8 protein-coding genes are annotated in these 20,193 nt (G+C 50.7%); 7 read left to right on the plus strand and 1 reads right to left on the minus strand.

Annotated features, from left to right (window positions below; translation table 11 throughout):
* On the plus strand, positions 1-1,978 hold a 1,978-nt coding region (locus J7438_RS22570; protein WP_209278346.1), incomplete at its 5' end, for an RAP domain-containing protein.
* A 232-nt stretch (positions 1,979-2,210) separates the two neighbouring features.
* Positions 2,211-4,634 carry a DUF1601 domain-containing protein gene (locus J7438_RS22575; RefSeq protein ID WP_209278347.1) on the plus strand — a complete coding sequence of 808 codons (2,424 nt, stop codon included), beginning with the start codon at positions 2,211-2,213 and terminating at the stop codon, positions 4,632-4,634.
* Between the two features lie 14 nt (positions 4,635-4,648).
* On the opposite strand, the gene J7438_RS22580 is transcribed toward J7438_RS22575, so the two are convergent.
* Positions 4,649-4,972, minus strand: a complete 324-nt coding sequence (locus J7438_RS22580; protein ID WP_209278348.1) for a hypothetical protein — start codon at positions 4,970-4,972, stop codon at positions 4,649-4,651.
* On the opposite strand from J7438_RS22580, the gene J7438_RS22585 reads away from it, so the two are divergent.
* From J7438_RS22585 to J7438_RS22605, 5 genes are all read left to right on the plus strand, one after another.
* Positions 4,940-7,306 carry an RAP domain-containing protein gene (locus tag J7438_RS22585; RefSeq protein WP_209278349.1) on the plus strand — a complete coding sequence of 789 codons (2,367 nt, stop codon included), beginning with the start codon at positions 4,940-4,942 and terminating at the stop codon, positions 7,304-7,306. The two genes, J7438_RS22580 and J7438_RS22585, sit on opposite strands and share 33 nt — an antisense overlap.
* A gap of 238 nt (positions 7,307-7,544) precedes the next feature.
* Complete coding sequence (locus tag J7438_RS22590; protein WP_209278350.1) at positions 7,545-10,436, plus strand: RAP domain-containing protein; 2,892 nt, start codon at positions 7,545-7,547, stop codon at positions 10,434-10,436.
* A 198-nt stretch (positions 10,437-10,634) separates the two neighbouring features.
* The gene (locus J7438_RS22595) at positions 10,635-13,916 is read left to right on the plus strand and encodes an RAP domain-containing protein (RefSeq protein ID WP_209278351.1); all 3,282 of its coding nucleotides are present in this window, start codon (positions 10,635-10,637) and stop codon (positions 13,914-13,916) included.
* Positions 13,917-14,153: 237 nt separating this feature from the next.
* The gene (locus tag J7438_RS22600; protein WP_209278352.1) at positions 14,154-17,303 is read left to right on the plus strand and encodes an RAP domain-containing protein; all 3,150 of its coding nucleotides are present in this window, start codon (positions 14,154-14,156) and stop codon (positions 17,301-17,303) included.
* 106 nt (positions 17,304-17,409) lie between these two features.
* Positions 17,410-20,193 (plus strand): DUF1601 domain-containing protein (locus J7438_RS22605; protein ID WP_209278353.1); only part of this gene is annotated, 2,784 nt, incomplete at its 3' end.

The following is a 20,193-nucleotide window of genomic DNA, read 5'->3' on the forward strand; positions in this document are numbered from 1 at the left end:
CGGGCAGGAGCAAACACCAGAAATCAAAGAGGCCGTGGCCACGCTGTTGCCCCGCGTGAACGTACAGAAAGACCAATTTATTCCTCAGCATATCGCCAACCTGCTGTGGGCCATGGCGAAACTGGTGAACAACGGGCAGGAGCAGACACCAGGGCTCAACGAGGCTGTGGCCGCGCTGTTGCCCCACGTGAACGCACAGAAAGCTCACTTTAAACCACAGGAAATCGCCAACCTGCTGTGGGCCATGGCGAAACTGGTGGACAACGGGCAGGAGCAGACACCAGGGCTCAAAGAGACCCTGGCCGCGCTGTTGCCCCACGTGAACGCACAGAAAGCTCACTTTAAACCACAGGAAATCGCCAACCTGCTGTGGGCCATGGCGAAACTGGTGGACAGCGGGCAGGAGCGGACACCAGAACTCAACGAGGCCGTTGTCACGCTGTTGCTCCTCGTGAACACACAGAAAGCTCACTTTAAACCACAGGGTATCGCCAACCTGCTGTGGGCCATGGCGAAACTGGTGGACAACGGGCTGGAGCAGACACCAGAGTTCAAAGAGGCCGTGGCCACGCTGTTGCCCGAAGTGAACGCACGGAAAGCTCACTTTAAACCACAGGAAATCGCCAACCTGCTGTGGGCCATAGTGAAACTGGTGGACAGCGGGCAGGAGCTGACACCATGGCTCAACGAAGCCCTGACCTCGCTGTTGCCCCACTTGAACGCACAGAAAGCTAACTTTAAACCACAGGAAATCGCCAACCTGCTGTGGGCCATGGCAAAACTGGTGGACAACGGCCAGGAGTGGACACCAGAGCTCAACGAGGCCGTGGCCGCGCTGTTGCCCCTCGTGAATGCACAGAAAGCTAACTTTAAGCCACAGCATATCGCCAACCTGCTGTGGGCCATGGCAAAACTGGTGGACAACGGGCAGAAGCAAACACCAAGGCTCAACGAGGCCGTGGCTGCGCTATTGCCCCATGTGAACGCACAGAAAGACCAATTTAATGCCCAGGGTATCGCCAACCTGCTGTGGGCCATGGCGAAACTGGTGGACAACGGGCAGGAACAGACACCAGAGCTCAACGAGGCCGTGGCCGCGCTGTTGTCACATGTGAACGCACAGAAAGATCAATTTATTCCTCAGCATATCGCCAACCTGCTGTGGGCCATGGCGAAACTGGGTGAGCTCGTTGAACTAAACGTGGTTAAATCCACGTTCGAATCTCTTGTCCACCGAATCAGTCAAAACTCTCAGCTCTCTCAGCAGGTAATATTGATGTCTCTCTGGGGAGTAATAGTATGCTGTGCCAGGTTATCTCTGGTTCACAATACCAGTAAAGGTAACGTGCTGGAAAAGCACATGGATGACCTGTTTATTCGCCTGGAAAATACATCCCCGGACAATGAAGAAGACCAACGCCTCATTGCGATGGCCGCAAGTTGGCTTGGGAGACCGTGTCCGTTTGTGCCCTATTACCAGACAATCGTTTCAAAACGTCAATCCGACTTCCGCAATCAACTCCAATCATACATTCCATCTTTGAGGATTGAAGAAGAAAAGAGTCTGAATTCATTACCTCCGCTTGACCTGCTACTGCCAGATCACAACATGGTGATTGAAGTTCAGGGACCGTCTCATTACGTGGGTGGTGATTTCAAAACCAGGAAGGGTTCGACTCTGCTGAAAATAGCACTGCTGCAAAAAGCAGGATTTGAGGTCATTGAAATTCCGGTTAACATGCTTTTGAATCAGGATTTAATGAAACCATACATTGATCAAATAAAGACCAGGATAAGCTTCCCGCCACAGGGGCATGGCTCTGTATCACTTAAAAGAAGGTGGGCAGATGATTCATACATTACTGCTGATAAAAGCACGCAACCCACAGATCACGGTGACTTAACTGCAGAAGAACATTTAGAAGTAGAAGAGCAAACCGGAAAACCAGCCAAGAGGAAGAGAAAAAACAGCCAGTAATCCCCTCTTTTCGACCCTGGAACCGTTTTCACATTCCAGGAAAGTTCTACCAGCGTTGAAGACCTGTTGCCCCTGAATTTCGCCCCGGATGATTTGAAGATAACGGGTGGTTGGCATCAGGAGTAGATGAGTTTCTACCACTGCTCACATTTATCAACATTCCAGCAAAATGAACTTCTGAACAGTACAGCAGTCTGCTTTTTATATTCTCATGAATTAATGAAATATAGTTATGGATAGAAGCTATGCTGGTATCAGTGGTCAATACGCAAGATCAGATAATTATTATAACCGACCGGGTGGCCATGCCGCTTCTTCAAGGCGTGGACGATATAGACATGCCACGGTCAGGTGGGATGATACCCCACGCACTAAACTTGGGCGTAATAAATTTTACCGTTCTTCTGACGCAAGCCCTTCTCAATATCTACTGCGCCGTTCAGTAAACCTTGCTCAAGATTTTAATGCTCTCACCAAACAGGAAATAATGGCTGGCCTGGTAAGTAAATCGGATCGTTTCGGTGATCGCTATGATGGGAGAGATCACGGCCTATATGCCAGTTCAATTAAAAAATACACGTCAGCGTCTAAAAGACCGTTAAATCGAGCGGAACAAAACCAGCTGATGCGTTTGCTGCAAAATTTCACAGCAACAAGGAGCTGGAATTGGCGAAGCCTGACGACAACACTTCACTCATTTACTTCGGCAGGTGTTTTTACCCCTCATAACCCCATGGATAAGCGAGTAAAGCTTACTCAAGCTAACTTATTGTCAACGCTACTGGATGCAATGATATTCAAGTGCAACCAAAAACCTCAAGCCAGGGACATTGATGCCCGGGGAATTGCCAACCTGCTATGGGCCATGGCTAAACTGGCGGACAACGGGCAGAAGCGGACACAAGAGTTCAACGAGGCCGTGGCCGCGCTGTTGTCCCACGTGAAGACACAGAAAGACCTATTTAATGCTCAGGGTATCGCCATCCTGCTCTGGGCCATGGCAAAACTGGTGGACAACGATCAGGAGCGGACGCCAGGGCTCAAAGAGGCCGTGGCCGCATTGTTGCCCCACGTGAACGCAAGGAAGGACCAGTTTAATGCCCAGGGAATCGTCAACCTGCTGTGGGCCATGGCGAAACTGGTGGACAACGGGCAGGAGCAGACACCAGAGTTCAACGAGGCAATGGTATCGTTGTTGCCCCTCGTGAACGCACAGAAAGACCAATTTATTCCACAGCATATCGCCAACCTGCTGTGGGCCATGGCAAAACTGGTGGATAACAGGCATGAGTTGACACCAGGGCTCAAAGAAGCTGTGGCCGCACTGTTGCCCCACGTGAACGCGCAGAAAGACCAATTTAATGCCCAGGATATCGCCAACCTGCTGTGGGCCATGGCAAAACTGGTGGGTAACGGGCAGGAACAGACACCAGAACTCAACGAGGCCGTGGCCGCGCTGTTGCGCCACGTGAACACACAGAAAGCTAACTTTAAACCACAGGAAATCGCCAACCTGCTGTGGGCCATGGCGAAACTGGTGGACAACGGGCAGGAGTGGACACCAGGGCTCAAAGAGACCGTAGCCGCGCTGTTGCCCCTCGTGATCGCACAGAAAGACCAATTTAATGCCCAGGGTATCGCCAACCTGCTGTGGGCCGTGGCAAAACTGGTGGACAACGGGCAGGACCGGACACCAGAGCTCAATGAGGCCGTGGCCGCGCTGTTGCCCCTCGTGAACGCACAGAAACACCAATTTATTCCTCAGCATATCGCCAACCTGCTGTGGGCCATGGCGAAACTGGTGGACAAAAGGCAGGAGCAGATACCAGGGTTCAACGAGACTGTGGTCGCGCTGTTGCACTTCGTGAACGTAAACAAAGACCAATTTATTCCTCAGCATATCGCTAACCTGCTGTGGGCCATGGCGAAACTGGGCGAACTCATTGAGCTGAACGTGGTAACATCCACGTTCAAATCGCTTGTCGAACGAATCAGTGGCAACCCTCAGTTCTCTCAGCAAGCGATATTGATGTCCCTTTGGGGAGTAATGGTATGCTCTGCCAGGTTGTTTCTGGTCTCCAATGCCAATAAAAATCACGTGTTTGAAAAGCACATGGATGACCTGTTTACCCGTCTGGAAAATACATTCCTGCACAATGAAGAGGATCAACGCACCATTGCCCAGGCCGCAAGTTGGCTTGGCAGAGCCTGTCCGTTCGTCCCCCATTACCAGACATTCATTTCAAAACCTCAAGCCGACTTCCGCAATCAACTCCACTCATGCATTCCATCTTTGAGGATTGAAGAAGAAAAGAGTCTGAATTTATTACCTCCGGTTGACCTGCTACTGCCAGATCACAACATGGTGATTGAAGTTCAGGGCCCCTTTCATTATGTGGGTGGTGATTTCAACACCAGGAATGGTTCGACTCTGCTGAAAATCGCTCTGTTGCAAAAAGCAGGATTTGAGGTCATGGAAATCCCGGTTAACATGCTTTGGAACCACGATTCAATGAAACAATGTATTGATCAAATAAAGACCAGGGTAGACATCCCGCCACAGGACATGGCTCTGTATCACTTAAAAGAAGGTGGGCAGATGCGGCATACGTTACTGCTGATAAAGGCAGGCAACCCTCAGGTCATGGTTACTTAACCGCCGAAGAACATTCAAAAGAGCAAACCGGCAGACCAGGAAAGAGGAAGAAAACAACCAGCCAGTAATCGCCTTCCTCCCACCATGATTAAAGAACCCTTGTCACATTCCGGGAAGGAATGCCAGCGTTGAACACCTGTTGCCCATACATCTCGCCCCGGATGATTTGAAAATAACGGGTTGATGGCATCAGGAGTAGATGTGTTTCCCCAACCGGTTACGTTTACACACATTCCAGCAAAATGAACTTCTGAAAAGAACCGCAGTCTGCTTTTTATATTTTCATGAATTAAAGAAATATAAATATGGATAGAAAATCTGCTGGTATCAGTGGTCAATACACAAGATCAAATAATGATTACAACCGACCGGATGACCATGCCGATTCTTCAAGGCGTGTGCAATATAGACATGGCACAGTCGAACAGTGGGATAATTCCCTCCGTACTACCCCGGGGAGCAATGAATTTTACCAATCTTCTACTGCACGTTCTTCTCAATATCTACTGCAGCGTTCTGTAAACTCTGCTCAAGATTTTAATGCTCTCATCAAACGGGAAATAATGGCTGGTCTGGTGAGTAAATCGGATCGTTTCGGTCATCGCTATGATGGAAGAAATCACGGTCAATATGCCAGTTCAATTAAAAAATACACATCAGCTGCTAAAAGACCGTTAAATCAAGCGGAACAAAGCCAGCTGATGCGTTTGCTGCAAAATTTCACAGCAACGCGGAGCTGGAATTGGCGAAGCCTGACGACAACACTGCACTCATTTACTTCAGCGGGTGTTTTTACCCCTCACAGACCCTTGGATGAGCGTGTCAAGCTTACTCAAACTGCCTTATTGACAACACTGCTTGATGCAATAATATTCAAGTGCAACCAAAAACCTGAAGCCAGCTATGTTGGTGCCCAGGAAATCGCCAACATGCTTTGGGCTATGGCGAAACTGGTAGACAGCGGGCAGGAACAGACACCAGAGCTTAACGAGGCCGTGGCCACGCTGTTGCCCCACGTGAACGCACAGAAAGCTAACTTTAAACCACAGGAAATCGTCAACCTGCTGTGGGCCATGGCGAAACTGGTGGACAACGGGCAGGAGCAAACACCGGTGCTCAACGGAGCCGAGGCCGCACTGTTGCCCCACGTGAGCGCACAGAAGGCTAACTTTACAGCACAGGGTATCGCCAACCTGCTGTGGGCCATGGCGAAACTGGTGAACAACGGGCAGGAGCAGACACCAGAACTCAAAGAGGCCGTGGCCGCACTGTTGCTCCTCGTGAATGTACAGAAAGCCAACTTTAAACCACAGGAAATCGCCAACCTGCTGTGGGCCGTGGCGAAACTGGTGGACAACGGGCAGGAGCAGACACCAGAACTCAAAGAAGCCGTGGCCGCACTGTTGATCCTTGTGAACGCACAGAAAACCAACTTTAAACCTCAGGGTATCACCAACCTGCTGTGGGCCACGGCGAAAATGGTGGACAACGGCGAGGAGCGCACAACAGAGTTCAATGAGGCCGTGGTCGGGCTGCTGCACCAAGTGAACGTACAGAAAGCTAACTTTACACCACAGTGTATCGCCAACCTGCTGTGGGCCATGGGGAAACTATTGGACAATGGGCAGGAGCGGACAACAGAGTTCAATGAGGCCGTGGTCGGGCTGCTGCACCACGTGAACCCACAGAAAGCTAACTTTAAACCACAGGAAATCGTCAATCTGCTCTGGGCCATGGCAAAACTGGTGGACAGCGGGCAGGAGCAAACACCAGAACTCAACGAGGCCGTGGCCGCGCTGTTGCACCACGTAAACGCACAGAAAGACCAATTTAATTCCCAGGGCATCGCCAACCTGCTGTGGGCCATGGCGAAACTGGGGGAACTCATTGAGCTGAACGTGGTTACATCCACGTTCGAATCGCTTGTCTACCGAATCAGTGACAACCCTCAGCTCTCTCAGCAAGACATATCAATCTCTCTCTGGGGAGTCATGGTATGCTGTGCCAGATTATCTCTGGCCTCCAATACCAACAACATTAACGTGCTTGAAAAGCACATGGATGACCTGTTTACTCGCCTGAAAAATACATTCCCGGACAATGAACGTGATCAATCCATCCTTGCCCAGGCCGCCGTTTGGCTTGGCAGAACGTATCCAGTCGTCCCCCATTACCCGACAAACATTTCAAAAACCCAGATCAACTTCCGCGATCAACTCCAATCATGCATTCCATCTTTGAGGATTGAAGAAGAAAAGAGTCTGGACTCATTACCTCCGGTTGACCTGCTTCTGCCAGATCACAAGATGGTGATTGAAGTTCAGGGACCGTTTCATTACGTAGGTAGTGATTTCAAAACCAGGAAGGGTTCGACTCTGCTTAAAATAGCACTACTGCAAAAATCAGGATTTGAGGTCATTGAAATTCCGATTACCATGCTCTTGAGTCAGGATCTAATGAAACCATACATTGATCAAATAAAGACCAGGACAGGCATCCCGCCACAGGAGCATGGCTCTGTATCACTTAAAAGAAGGTGGGCAGATGCGGCATACGTTACTGCTGATAACTGCAGGCAACCCTTAGATCACGGTTACTTGACTGCCGAAGAACATTCAGGGGAGCAAACAGGCAAGCCAGGTAGAAAAAGGAAAAGAAAAAACAGCCAGTAAACTCTTCCCTACCGTCATGACTCAAGCATCATTTTCACATTCCAGGGAAGGAGTGCCAGCGTTGAACACTTGTTACCCATGCATCTCACCCCGGATAAGTTGAAAATAACGAACTGGTGACATCAGGAATAGATGCGCTTACCCAACCGGTTTCGTCTGTAGCCATTTCAGCAAAATGAACTTCTGAACAGAACAGTAGTCTGCTTTTAATATTTTCATAAATTAATGAAATATAGTTATGGATAGAAGCTCTGCTGGTGTCAGTGGTCAATACGCAAGATCAGGCAATGATTACAACCAACCGGATGACCAGGCCACTTCTTCACGGCGTGGACGATATAGATATGCCACAATCAAACAATGGGATATCCCCTCCCGCACTGTCCCGGGGCGTAATGAATTTTACCATTCTTCTTTCACACGCTCTTCACAACATCTACAGTACCGTTCAGTAAACCCTGCTCAAGATTTCAATACCCTCACCAGACAGGGAATAATGGATGGTCTGCTGAGTAAATCTTACCGTTTCGGTGATCGCTATGATGGGAGAGATCACGGCCTGTATGCCAGTTCAATTAAAAAATACACGTCAGCTGCTAAAAGACCGTTAAATCAAGCTGAACAAAGCCAGCTAATACGTTTGCTGCAAAATTTTAAAGCAACACGGAGCTGGAATTGGCGAAGCCTGACGACAACACTTCACTCATTTACTTCAGCGGGTGTTTTTACCCCTCATAGTCCCTTGAATGAGCGTGTTAAGCTTACTCAAGCTGTCTTATTGTCAACACTGCTTGATGCAATAATATTCAAGTGCAACCAAAAACCTGAAGCCAGCTATATTGCTGCCCAGGAAATCGCCAACATGTTATGGGCTATGGCGAAACTGGTGGATAACGAGCAGGAGCCAACATCAGGGCTCAATGAGGCTGTGGCCGCACTGTTGCCCCTCGTGAACGCACAGAAACACCGTTTTATTCCTCAGCATATTGCCAACCTGCTGTGGGCCATGGCGAAACTGGTGGATAACGGGCAGGAGCAGATGCCAGAGCTGAACGAGGCTGTGGTTGCGCTGTTGCCCTGCGTGAACGCACAGAAAGCAGACTTTAAACCACAGGAAATCGCCAACCTGCTGTGGGCCATGGCAAAACTGGTGGACAACGGACAGGACCGGACACCAGGGCTCAAAGAGGCTGTGGCCGCGCTGTTGCCCCAAGTGAACGCTCAGAAAGCTAACTTTACACCACAGGGTATCGCCAACCTGCTATGGGCCATGGCAAAACTGGTGGACAACGGGCAGGAACGGACGCCAGAGTTCAGTGATGTAGTGGCCGCCCTGTTGCCCCATGTAAAGGCACAAAAAGCTCATTTTAAACCCCGGGAAATCGCCAGCCTGCTATGGTCCATGGCGAAACTGGTGGACAACGGGCAGGAACGAACGCCAGAGTTCAATGATGTATTCGCCACCCTGTTGCCCCATGTAAACGAACAAAAAGCTCATTTTAAACCCCAGGGAATCGCCAACCTGCTGTGGGCCATGGCGAAACTCGGTGATAACGGGCAGGAGCAGACACCAGAGCTCAACGAGGCTGTGGTTGCGCTGCTGCCGTGCGTGAACGCACAGAAAGCTCACTTTAAACCACGGGAAATCACCAACCTGCTGTGGGCCATGGCAAAACTGGTGGACAACGGGCAGGTGCGGACACCAGAGCTCAAAGAGGCCGTGGCCGCGTTGTTGCCCCACGTGAACGCTCAGAAAGCTAACTTTACACCACAGGGAATCACCAACCTGCTATGGGCCACGGCAAAACTGGTGGACAACGGGCAGAAACGGACGTCAGAGTTCAATGATGTAGTGGCCGCCCTGTTGCCCCATGTACACGCACAAAAAGCTCACTTTAACCCACAGGAAATCGCCAATCTGCTGTGGGCCATGGCGAAACTGGTGGACAGCGAGCTGGAGCCGACACCAGGGCTCAACGAGGCTGTGGCCGCGCTGTTGCCCTGCGTGTACGCCAGGAAAGACCAATTTATTCCTCAGCACATCGCCAACCTGCTGTGCTCCATGACGAAACTGGTGAACAACGGGCAGGAGCAGACACCAAGGCTCAAACAGACCTTGGCCGCAGTGTTACGCCTTGTGAACGCACAGAAAACCAACTTTAAACCACAGGAAATCACCAACCTGCTGTGGGCCATGGCGAAACTGGCGGACAACGGGCAGGAGCAGACACCAAGGTTCAACGAGGCCCTGGCCGCGCTGTTGCCCCACGTGAACGCACAGAAAAACCAATTTATTCCCCAGCATATCGCCAACCTGCTGTGGGCCATGGCAAAACTGGGCGAACTCATTGAGCTGGACGTGGTAACCACCACGTTCAAATCGCTTGTCTACCGAATCAGTGGCAACACTCAGCTCTCTCAGCAAGCAATGTTGATGTCCCTTTGGGGAGTAATAGTATGCTGTGCCAGGTTGTTTCTGGTCTCCAATGCCAATAAAAATTACGTGTTTGAAAAGCACATGAATGACCTGTTTACCCGTCTGGAAAATACATTCCTGCACAATGAAGAGGATCAACGCGTCATGGCCATGGCCGCCAGTTGGCTTGGCAGAGCGTGTCCGGTGGTCCCCCATTACCAGACAATCATGTCAAAACCTCAAGCCGACTTCCGCGATCAACTCCAATCATGCATTCCCTCTTTGCAGATTGAAGAAGAAAAGAGTCTGAACTCACTGCCTCCGGTTGACCTGCTACTGCCAGATCACAATATGGTGATTGAAATTCAGGGTCCCTCTCATTACGTGGGTGGTGATTTCCAAACCAGGAATGGTTCGACTCTGCTGAAAATCGCACTGTTGCAAAAAGCAGGATTTGAGGTCATTGAAATTCCGGTTAACAGGCTTTGGAATCAGGATTTAATGAAACCATACATTGATCAAATAAAAACCAGAACAAGGATCCCGCCACAGGGGCATGGCTCTGTATCACTTAAAAGAAGGTGGGCAGATGCGGCATACGTTACTGCTGATAAAGGCAGGCAGCCCACAGACCACGGTTACTTAACCGCCGAAAAACAGTTAGAAGAACCAACCGGCAAACCAGCCAAGAGGAAGAGAAAAAATAGTCAGTAATCCCCTCTCTTCGACCCGGGAACCGCTTTCACATTCAAGTAAAGTTCTACCAGCGTTTAAGACCTGTTGCCCCTGAATTTCGCCCCGGGTGATTTGAAGATAACGGATCTCACATTTATCAATATTCCAGCAAAATGAACTTCTGAACAAATCAGCAGTCTGCTTTTTTATATTCTCATGAATTAATGAAATATATTTATGAATAGAAGCTCTGCTGGTATCAGTGGTCAATACGCAAGATCAGGCAATGATTACAACCAACCGGATGACCAGGCCGCTTCTTCACGGCATGGACGATATAGATATGCCACAGTCAGACAATGGAATAACCCCTCCCGCACTGCCCCGGGGCGTAATGAATTTTACCATGCTTCTTTCAGACGCTCTTCTCAACATCTACAGTACCGTTCTGTATACCCTGCTCAAGGTTTTAATGCTCTCACCAAACAGGAAATAATGGATAACCTGGTGAGTAAATCGGATCGTTTAGGTCATCGCTATGATGGGAGACGTCACGGTCAATATGCCAGCTCAATTAAAAAATACACGTCAACTGCTAAAAGACCGTTAAATCGAGCGGAACAAAGCCAGCTGATGCGTTTGCTGCAAAATTTTACCGCAACACGGAGCTGGAATTGGCGAAGCCTGACGACAACAATGCACTCATTCACTTCAGCGGGTGTTTTTACCCCTCATAGCCCCTTGGATGAGCGTGTCAAGCGAACTCAAGCTTCGTTAATGACAACGCTACTTGATGCAATCATATTCAAGTGCAACCAAAAACCTCCAGCCAGGGATATTGATGCCCAGGGAATCGCCAACCTGCTGTGGGCCATGGCGAAACTGGCAGACAGCGGGCAGGAGCGAAAACCAGTGCTCAACGAGGCTGTGGCCGCAATGTTGCCCCACGTGAACGCACAAAAAGACCAATTTAATCCTCAGAATATCGCCAACCTGCTGTGGGCCGTGGCAAAACTGGTGGACAACGGGCAGGAACAGACACCAGAACTCAACAGGGCCGTGGCCGCGCTGTTGCCACTCGTGAACGCAAAAAAAAACCAATTTATTCCTCAGAATATCGCCAACCTGCTGTGGGCCATGGCGAAACTGGTGAACAACGGGCAGGAGCAGACACCAGAGTTCAACGAGGCCATAGCATCGTTGTTGCCCCTCGTGAACGCACAGAAAGACCAATTTATTCCACAACATATCGCCAACCTGCTGTGGGCCATGGCGAAACTGGCGGACAACGGGCAGGAGCGGACACCGGGACTCAAAGAAGCCTTGGCCGCGCTATTGCCCCTCGTGAAAGCACAGAAAGACCAATTTAATACCCAGGGCATTACCAACCAGCTTTGGGCCCTGGCAAAACTGGTGGACAGCGGGCAGGAGCAGACACCAGATCTCGACGAGGCCGTGGCCGCGCTGTTGCTCCTCGTGAACGCACAGAAAGACCAATTTAATGCCCAGGGCATTACCAACCTGCTGTGGGCCATGGCGAAACTGGTGGATAACAGGCATGAATTGACACCAGGGCTCAAAGAGGCTGTGGCCACACTGTTACCCCAACTGAACGCAAAAGAAAACCAATTTATTCCTCAGCATATCGCCAACCTGCTGTGGGCCATGGCAAAACTGGTGGACAACGGGCAGGAACAGACACCAGAACTCAACAAGGCCGTGGCCGCACTGTTGCCCCGCGTGAACACACAGAAAGCTAACTTTAAACGACAGGAAATCGCCAACCTGCTGTGGGCTATGGCGAAACTGGTGGACAACAGGCAAAAGCGAACACCAGAGCTCAACGAGGCGGTGGCTGCGCTGTTGCCCCACGTGAGCGCACAGAAAGCTAACTTTAAACCGCAGGGTATCGCCAACCTGCTGTGGGCCATGGCAAAACTGGTGGACAACGGGCAGGAGCGAACACCAGGGCTCAACAAGGCCGTGGCCGCGCTGTTGCACCACGTAAACGCACATAAAGACCAATTTATTCCTCAGCAGATCGCCAACCTGCTGTGGGCCATGGCAAAACTGGTGGACAACGGGCAGGAGCGAACACCAGGGCTCAACAAGGCCGTGGCCGCGCTGTTGCCCCACGTAAACGCACATAAAGACCAATTTATTCCTCAGCAGATCGCCAACCTGCTGTGGGCCATGGCAAAACTGGTGGACAACGGGCAGGATAGGACTCCAGAGCTTAAAGAGGCCGTGGCCGCACTGTTGCCACAAGTGAACGCACAGAAAGATAACTTTAAACCACAGGGTATCGCCAACCTGCTGTGTGCCATGGCGAAACTGGTGGATAGCGGGCAGGAGCGGACATCAGAGTTTAATGATGCCGTGGCTGCGCTGTTGCCTCACGTGAACCCAGTGAAGAACCCATTTAATGCCCAGGGAATCGCCATCCTGCTGTGGGCCATGGCGAAACTGGTGAACAACGGGCAGGAGCGAACACCAGAGTTTAATGAGGCCGTGGCCGCGCTGTTGCAACACGTCAATACAGAGAAAGCCAACTTTAAACCACGAGAAATCGCCAACCTGCTGTGGGCCGTGGCGAAACTGGTGGACAACGGGCAGGATAGGACACCAAAGCTTAGAGAGACCGTGGCCGTGCTATTGCGCCACGTGAACACACAGAAAGCTAACTTTAAACCAAAGGAAATCGCCAATCTGCTGTGGGCCGCGGCGAAACTGGGTGAGTTCATTGAGCTGCATAGGGTTACCTCTATGTTCGAGTCGCTTGTTCACCGAATCAGTGAAAGCCCTCAGCTTTTACAGCAAGACATATTGATGTCTCTCTGGGGAGTAATGGTTTGCTGTGCCAGATTGTCTCTGGACTCCAATAACAATAACTGGCTTGAAAAGTACATGGAGGACCTCTTTACTCGTGTGGCAAATACACCCTCAGGCAATGAAGAGAATCAATACATCATTGCCATGGCCGCAAGTTGGCTTGGCAGAGCGTGCCCGGTCGTCCCCCATTACCAGACTATCCGATCAAAACGTCAATCTGACGTTCGCGATCAACTCCAATCATACTTTCCCTCTTTGCAGATTGAAGAAGAAAAGAGTCTGAACTTACTGCCTCCGGTTGACCTGCTACTGCCAGATCACAACATGGTAATTGAAATTCAGGGACCGTCACATTTCGTGGGTGGTGATTTCAAAACCAGGAATGGTTCGACTCTGCTGAAAATCGCACTGTTGCAAAAAGCAGGATTTGAGGTCATTGAAATTCCGGTTAACAGGCTTTGGAATCAGGATTTAATAAAACGATGTATTGATCAAATAAAGACCAGGACAGGCATCCCGCCACAGGGTCATGACTCTGTATCACTTAAAAGAGAGTGGGCAGATGAGGCATACGTTACTGCTGATAAAGGCAGGCAACCCTCAGATCACGGTTACTTGACTGCCGAAGAACATTCAGGGGAGCAACCCGGTAAACCCGCAAAGAGGAAGAAAACAAACATCCAGTAATCGCCTTCCTCCCATCATGACTCAAGAACCTTTTACACATTCCGGGAAGGAATGCCAGCGTTGAACGCCTGTTGACCATGCATCTCGCCCCGGATGATTTGAAAATAACAGATTGGTGGCATCAGGAGTAGATGGTTTACCACAACCGCTTATCTTTATAAACTTTTCCGAAAAATGAACTTCTGAGCAGAACAGCAGTCTGTTTTTTATATTTTCATGAATTAATGAAATATAATTATGGATAGAAGCTCTGCTGGTATCAGTGGTCAATACACAAGATCAAATAATGATTACAACCGAGAGAATGACCATGCCGCTTCTTCAAGGCGCGGACGATATAGACATACCACAGTCAGGCCATGGGATAATCCCCACCGCACAGCCCCGAGGCATAATGAACTTTACCTTTCTTCTTTCACACGCTCTTCTCAACATCTACAGTACCGTTCAGTAAACCCTGCTCAAGATTTTAATGCCCTCATCAAACCAGAAATAATGGATGGTCTGGTGCGTAAATCGGATCGTTTCGGTCATCGCTATGATGGGAGAGACCACGGCCTATATGCCAGTTTAATTAAAAAATACACGTCAGCGTTTAAAAGACCTTTAAATCGAGCGGAACAAAGCCAGCTGATGCGTTTACTGCAAAATTTCACAGCAACGCGGAGCTGGAATTGGCGAAGCCTGACGACAACACTGCACTCATTGACTTCAGCGGGTGTTTTTACCCCTCATAAACCCATGGATGAGCGTGTTAAGCGTACTCAAGCCGCCTTATTGTCGACGCTACTGGATGCAATAATATTCAAGTGCAACCAAAAGCCTCCCGCCAGGGATATTGATGCCCGGGGAATCGCCAACCAGCTGTGGGCCATGGCGAAACTGGTGGACAGCGGGCAGGAGCGAACACCAGGGCTCAACGAGGCTGTGGCCGCACTGTTGCCCCACTTGAACGCACATAAAGACCAATTTATTCCTCAGCATATTGCCAACCTGCTGTGGGCTATGGCGAAACTGGTAAACAGCGGGCAAGAGCGAACACCAGAGCTCAACGAGGCTGTGGCCGAACTGTTGCCCCACGTGAACGCACATAAAGACCAATTTATTCCTCAGCATATTGCCAACCTGCTGTGGGCTATGGCGAAACTGGTGGACAACGGGCAGGAACGAACACCAGGGCTCAATGAGGCCGTGGCCAGGCTATTGCCCCTCGTGAACGCACAGAAAGCTCACTTTAAACCACAGGAAATCGCCAACCTGCTGTGGGCCATGGCAAAACTGGTGAACAACGGGCAGGAGCAGACACCAGAGTTCAACGAGGCCGTGGCCGCGCTGTTGCCCAATGTGAACGCATATAAAGACCAATTTAATGCCCAGGAAATCGCCAATCTGCTATGGGCCATGGCAAAACTGGTGGATAACAGGCATGAGTTGACACCAAGGCTCAAAGAGGCTGTAGCCGCACTGTTGCCCCACGTGAACACAAAAAAAAACCAATTTATTCCCCAGTATATCGCCAATCTGCTGTGGGCCATGGCAAAACTGGTGGACAACGGGCAGGAACAGACACCAGAGTTCAACGAGGCCGTGGCCGCGCTGTTGCCACACGTGAAAGCACAGAAAGACCAATTTAATGCCCAGGGCATTACCAACCTGCTGTGGGCCATGGCGAAACTGGTAGATAACAGGCATGGGTTGACACCAGGGCTCAAAGAAGCTGTGGCCGCACTGTTGCCCCATGTGAACACAAGGAAAGCCCACTTTAACCCACAGAAAATCGTCAACCTGCTGTGGGCCATGGCGAAACTGGTGGACAACAGGCACGAGCAAACACCAGAACTCAACGAGGCCGTGGCCGTACTGTTGCCCCAAGTGAGCTCACAAAAAGCTAACTTTTCACCACAGGGTATCGCCAACCTGCTGTGGGCCATGGCGAAACTGGTGGACAACGGGCAGAAGCGGACACCGGGGCTCAATGAGGCCGTGGCCAGCCTATTGCTCAACGTGAACGCACAGAAAGCTAACTTTAACCCACAGGAAATCACCAACATGCTATGGGCCACGGCGAAACTGGTGGACAACGGGCAGGAGCGGACACCGCTGCTCAAAGAGGCAGTGGCCGTGCTGTTGCCACAAACGGACCCAGAGAAAGCTGACTTTAACCCACAGGCAATCGCCAACCTGCTGTGGGCCATGGCGAAACTGCTGGACAACGGGCAGGATAGGACACCAAAGCTTAAAGAGGCCGTGGCCGCGCTGTTGCCACACGTGAACGCACAGAAAGATAACTTTACACCACAGGGTATCGCCAACCTGCTGTGGGCCATGGCGAAACTGGTGAATAGCGGGCAGGAGCGGACACCAGAGTTTAACGAGGCCGTGGTCGCGCTGTTGCGCCACGTGAACACACAGAAAGCTAACTTTATACCACAGGAAATCGCCAATCTGCTGTGGGCCACTGCGAAACTGGTGGATAGCGGACAGGAGCAGACACTAGTGTTTAACGAGGCCGTGGCCGCGCTGTTGCGCCTCGTGAACACACAGAAAGCTAACTTTATACCACAGGAAATCGCCAATCTGCTGTGGGCCACTGCGAAACTGGGTGAGTTCGTTGAGCTGAACGTGGTTACCTCTATGTTTGAATTGCTTGTTTACCGAATCAGTGAAAACCCTCAGCTCTCACAGCAAGACCTATTGATGTCTCTCTGGGGAGTGATGGTTTGCTGTGCCAGATTGTCTCTGGACTCCAATAACAATAACTGGTTTGAAAAACAAATGGATGACCTGTTGACTCGTGTGGAAAATTCATCCCCGGACAATGAAGAGGATCAACGCATCATTGCCATGGCCGCAAATTGGCTTGGAAGGGCGTGCCCCGTCGTCCCCCGTTACCAGACTACCATGTCAAAACGTCAATCCGGCTTTCACGATCAACTCCAATCATGCTTTCCCTCTTTGCAGATTGAAGAAGAAAAGAGTCTGAACTCACTGCCTCCGGTTGACCTGCTACTGCCAGATCACAACATGGTGATTGAAGTTCAGGGACCGTCACATTTCGTGGGTGGTGATTTCAAAACCAGGAATGGTTCGACTCTGCTTAAAATCGCACTGTTGCAAAAAGCAGGATTTGAGGTCATTGAAATTCCGGTTAACAGGCTTGGGAATCAGGATTTAATGAAACCATACATTGATCAAATAAAGACCGGGACAGGCATCGCGCCACAGGAGCATGGTTCTATATCACTTAAAAGAGAGTGGGCAGATGAGGCATACGTTACTACTGATAAAGGCGGGCAACCCTCAGATCACGGTTACTTAACCGCCGAAGAACATTCAGAAGAGCAAACCGGCAAACCAGGAAATAGCAAGAAAACAAACAGCCAGTAATCCCCTCCTTTCGACCCATGAACCGTTTTCACATTCCAGCAAAATGAACTTCTGAACAGAACAGCAGTCTGCTTTTTATATTCTCATGAATTAATGAAATATAATTATGGATAGAAGATCTGCTGGTATCAGTGGTAAATACACAAGATCAGGTAATGATTACAACCAACCGAAAGGCCATGCCCCTTCTTCAGGGCGTGGACGATATAGACATGCCACAGTCAGACAGTGGGATAATACCCCACGCACAACTCCGGGGCGTAATAAATTTTACCATTCTTCTGCCGCAAGCCCTTCTCAATATCTACTGCACCGTTCAGTAAACCCTGCTCAAGATTTTAATGCTCTCACCCAACAGGAAATAATGGATGGTCTGGTGAGTAAATCGTATCGTTTCGGTCATCGCTATGATGGGAGAGATCACGGCCTATATGCCAGTTCAATTAAAAAATACACGTCAGCGTCTAAAAGACCTTTAAATCGAGCGGAACAAAGCCAGCTGATGTGTTTGCTGCAAAATTTCACAGCAACGCGGAGCTGGAATTGGCGAAGCCTGACGACAACACTGCACTCATTTACTTCAGCGGGTGTTTTTACCCCTCACAGCCCCTTGGATGAGCGTGTCAAGCTTACTCAAACTGCCTTATTGACAACACTGCTTGATGCAATAATATTCAAGTGCAACCAAAAACCTGAAGCCAGCTATGTTGGTGCCCAGGAAATCGCCAACATGCTTTGGGCTATGGCGAAACTGGTAGACAGCGGGCAGGAGCGAACACCAGGGCTCAACGCGGCTGTGGCCGCACTGTTGCCCCACGTGAACGCACAGAAAGACCAATTTATTCCTCAGCATATTGCCAACCTGCTGTGGGCCATGGCGAAACTGGTGGACAACGGGCAGGAGCGAACACCAGGACTCAATAAGGCCGTGGCCAGGCTATTGCCCGACGTGAACGCACAGAAAGCTCACTTTAAACCACAGGAAATCGCCAACCTGCTGTGGGCCATGGCGAAACTGGTGGACAACGGGCAGGAGCAGACACCAGAGTTCAACGAGGCCGTGGCCGCGCTGTTGTCCCGGGTAAACGCACATAAAGACCGATTTAATGCACAGGGTATTACCAACCTGCTGTGGGCCATGGCGAAATTGGTGGACAACGGCCAGCAGCGGACACCAGGGCTCAACGAGGCCGTAGCCGCACTGTTACCCCACGTGAACGCACAGCAAAACCAATTTAATCTCCAGGCTGTCACCAATCTGCTGTGGGCCATGGCAAAATTGGTGGATAACGGGCAGGAGCAGACGCCAGAGCTCAACGAGGCTGTGGTTGCGCTGTTGCCCTGCGTGAACGCACAGAAAGCTCACTTTAAACCACAGGAAATCGCCAACCTGCTTTGGGCCATGGCGAAACTGGTGGACAACGGGCAGGAGCAGACACCAGAGTTCAACAAGGCCGTGGCCGTGCTGTTGTCCCGGGTAAACGCACATAAAGGCCGATTTAATGCACAGGGTATTACCAACCTGCTGTGGGCCATGGCGAAATTGGTGGACAACGGCCAGCAGCGGACACCAGGGCTCAACGAGGCCGTGGCCGCGCTGTTGCCCCACGCCAACGCACAGAAAGACCAATTTAATGCCCAGGGTGTCACCAACCTGCTGTGGGCCATGGCAAAACTGGTGGATAACGGGCAGGAGCAGACGCCAGAGCTCAACGAGGCTGTGGTTGCGCTGTTGCTCTGTGTGTACGCACAGAAAGCTCACTTTAAACCACAGGAAATCACCAACCTGCTGTGGGCCATGGCAAAACTGGTGGACAACGGGCAGGAGCGGACACCAGGGCTCAAAGAGGCTGTGGCCGCATTGTTGCCCCATGTGAACGCAAAAAAAAACCAATTTATTCCTCAGCATATCGCCAACCTGCTGTGGGCCATGGCAAAACTGGTGTACAACGAGCAGGGACAGACACCAGAACTCAATGAGGCCGTGGCCGCGCTGTTGCCCCAAGTGAACGCACAGAAAGCTAACTTTAACCCACAGGAAATCGCCAATCTTCTTTGGGCCATGGCGAAACTGGTGGACAACGGGCAGGGACAGACACCAGAACTCAACGAGGCCGTGGCCGCGCTGTTGCCCCAAGTGAAGGCACAGAAAGCTAACTTTAACCCACAGGAAATCGCCAATCTTCTTTGGGCCATGGCGAAACTGGTGGACAACGGGCAGGAGCAAACACCAGAACTCAACGAGGCCGTGGCCGCACTGTTGCCCCATGTGAGCACACAGAAAGCTAACTTTACACCACAGGGTATCGCCAACCTGCTGTGGGCCATGGCGAAACTGGTGGACAACGGGCAGGAGCGGACACCGCAGCTCAAAGAGGCCGAGGCCGTGCTGTTACAAGTGAACCCAGAGAAAGCTGACTTTAAACCACAGGAAATCGCCAACCTGCTGTGGGCCATGGCGAAACTGCTGAACAACGGGAAGAATAGAACACCAAAGCTTAAAGAGGCCGTGGCCGCGTTGTTGCCCCACGTGAACGCACAGAAAGATAACTTTACACCACAGGGTAACGCCAACCTGCTGTGGGCCATGGTGAAACTGGTGGATAGCGGGCAGGAGCGGACACCAGAGCTTAACGAGGCCGTGGCCGCGCTGTTGCGCAACGTGAACGCACAGAAAGCTAACTTTAACCCACAGGAAATCACCAACCTGCTGTGGGCCACGGCGAAACTGGGTGAGTTCGTTGAGCTGAACGTGGTTACCTCTATGTTTGAATCGCTTGTTTACCGAATCAGTGAAAACCCTCAGCTCTCACAGCAAGACATATTGATGTCTCTCTGGGGAGTGATGGTTTGCTGTGCCAGATTGTCTCTGGACTCCAGTAACAATAAC

The sequence above is a fragment of the Thalassotalea sp. G20_0 genome, from assembly GCF_017744175.1.
Classification (GTDB): domain Bacteria; phylum Pseudomonadota; class Gammaproteobacteria; order Pseudomonadales; family Endozoicomonadaceae; genus Endozoicomonas.